Here is a 2,256-nt window from a genome sequence, read left to right as displayed (position 1 = left end):
GTCACGCCCCCAACGCAATGGGCAACTTCTGCTTCGAGGTGACGCTCGGCTACCGGCGGCTGGAACTCCTTCCTCGAGCGGAGGGTAAGGGACGTCACAATGGGTAGTAGGTTTGTGACATGGTGCGTGGTGATCGTGTCGATAGCGTCGAGTACGCCCGGCGGGTCAACGCCGCCGCGGATTTGGTCGGGGCGGGTGTGCCCGTGGCCGCAGCCGCCCGCACGTTGGCGAGTGGGTACGGGGTGTCGGTGCGTCAGGCACGCCGGTATCTGGAGCAGGCCATGGCCGCTGGACATCTCGAAGTCCCCGAGTCGAGCGTGGTGTTCACTGTCAAGCTGCCGCAGTCGCTGGCAGGACAGATCCGCGCCCGTGCCCACGAGAGCGACCGGGCGATCTCCGCGGTGGTGGCCCAGGCCCTGGCCGAATTCCTTGAGCGGGGTGCCCCGGAGGGTCGGCCGGGCAGGTGAGAGGCCGGCCGGTGGAGGTGGAGGCGGTCTTCGACCGTCATGCGGCGGCGGACTTGTCCGCGGCCTACGCGGCGTTGGTTCCGCAGCGGCGATCTGGGATACGCGATCGCCTGGAGCAGGCAGGAGTGAGCGATGACCAGCGTGGCGATCTACGCCCGGGTGTCCTCGGCCCGGCAGAAGAAGGACCAGACGATCGGCTCGCAGACCGCGGCCCTGCGCGCGCACGCCGCCACCGCGCATCTTGAGCTGCCCGAGGAGTGGGTGTTCGAGGACGAGGGGCACTCCGGGGCGACCCTGGTGCGGCCCGCGCTGGAGCGGCTGCGCGACCTGGTCGCCCAGGTCGGCGTGGATGTCGTGCTGTGCTATGCGCCCGACCGCCTCGCCCGCAAGTTCGCTTACCAGGCCTTGCTGGTCGAGGAGTTCGCCCGGGCCGGCACCCGGGTGGAGTTCGTCCGCGGCCCACGCGGCGACAGCCCCGAGGACCAGCTGATGGTCCAGTTCCAGGGCATGTTCGCCGAGTACGAGAAGGCCCAGCTGATGGAACGCTACCGGCGCGGGAAGACCTACCGGGCCCGCTCGGGGGCGGTGAACGTGCTGGGCGGAGCCCCGTTCGGCTACCGCTACCTGCGCAAGACCCCCGAGTGCGGGGCCACCTACGAGATCGTCGAGTCCGAGGCGGCGCTGGTGGTCGAGCTGTTCCGCCGCTATACCGACGACGGGGCCTCGATCGCGGACCTGACCCGCTGGCTCACCGGCAGCGGCACTCCCACCCGCACCGGCAAGACCCGCTGGGACCGCAGCGTGGTCCGGGGCATGCTCCGCAACCCCGCCTACCAAGGGCAGGCAGCCTTCGGCAAGACCCAGGTCCTCCACGAGTCCCCGGGCCTGAACCGCCGGGCCCGCCTGGAGGGCCGCAGCACTCCGCGCGCCGTCAAGACCGCCGACCGCCCCCGCGAGGAGTGGATCACCATCCCCGTTCCCGCGCTCGTCACCCCGGCCACCTTCGAACGCGCCGCCCAGCGGCTCGCCGACAACAAGCGCTTCGCCTCGCGCAACAGCAAGGTCCCCTCCCTGCTCCAGGGGCTGTCGGCCTGCGTGAGCTGCGGATACGGCTACTACCGCACCTCGACCACTACTTCCTCCGGCAAGAAGATCTACTACTACCGGTGCCTGGGCTCCGACGACTACCGCTACGCGGGCGGCCGGGTCTGCACCAACAAGCCCGTCCGCGCCGACTACCTCGACACCGTCGTCTGGGACCACATCATCGGCATGATCGCCGACCCGCACCTGATCCGGACCGAGATCGACAAGCGGCTGGAACACGCCCGCACCTGCGACCCCGCCACCCGCCAGCGCAGCCGTCTCGAACTGGCCCTGGCCAAGGCCACCGCAGCGATCACGCGCATGATCGAAGCGTTCCAGGAACAGCTGGTCACCATCGATGAACTGCGGGCCCGGATGCCCGGCCTGCGGGCCCGGGAAAGCAACCTGCGCGGCCAACTCGACGCGCTGGAAGCCCAGCTCGCCGACCGCGACGCCTACCTCAAACTCGCTGACGACCTCGAAGGCTTCCTCGCCCAACTCCGCGAGAACGCTGGGACAGCCGACGTCCCCGAGCGCCAGCGCGTCCTGCGGCTCCTCGTCAAGGACGTCCTCATCGGCCCAGAGAAGATCACCATCCGGCACCGCATACCCGTGCGTGAGCGCACTGCCGACGACCAGCATCAAGATCAAGACGCTACGGAGGGTGACTCATGCTCGAGTTACCCATTGCGTTGGGGGCGTG

2 protein-coding genes are annotated in these 2,256 nt (G+C 69.5%); both read left to right on the top strand.

The window, feature by feature from the left end:
• Nucleotides 1-119: 119 nt before the first annotated feature.
• The gene (locus ACFU6I_RS48435; protein ID WP_384380934.1) at nucleotides 120-467 is read left to right on the top strand and encodes a hypothetical protein; all 348 of its coding nucleotides are present in this window, start codon (nucleotides 120-122) and stop codon (nucleotides 465-467) included.
• Nucleotides 468-599: 132 nt separating this feature from the next.
• The coding region (locus ACFU6I_RS48430) for a recombinase family protein (protein WP_384380931.1) at nucleotides 600-2,256 on the top strand (1,657 nt) is incomplete at its 3' end.

The organism is Streptomyces sp. NPDC057486 (assembly GCF_042802415.1).
Lineage (GTDB): Bacteria > Actinomycetota > Actinomycetes > Streptomycetales > Streptomycetaceae > Streptomyces > Streptomyces yanii.
This window is presented reverse-complemented; position numbering and strand designations above follow the sequence as displayed.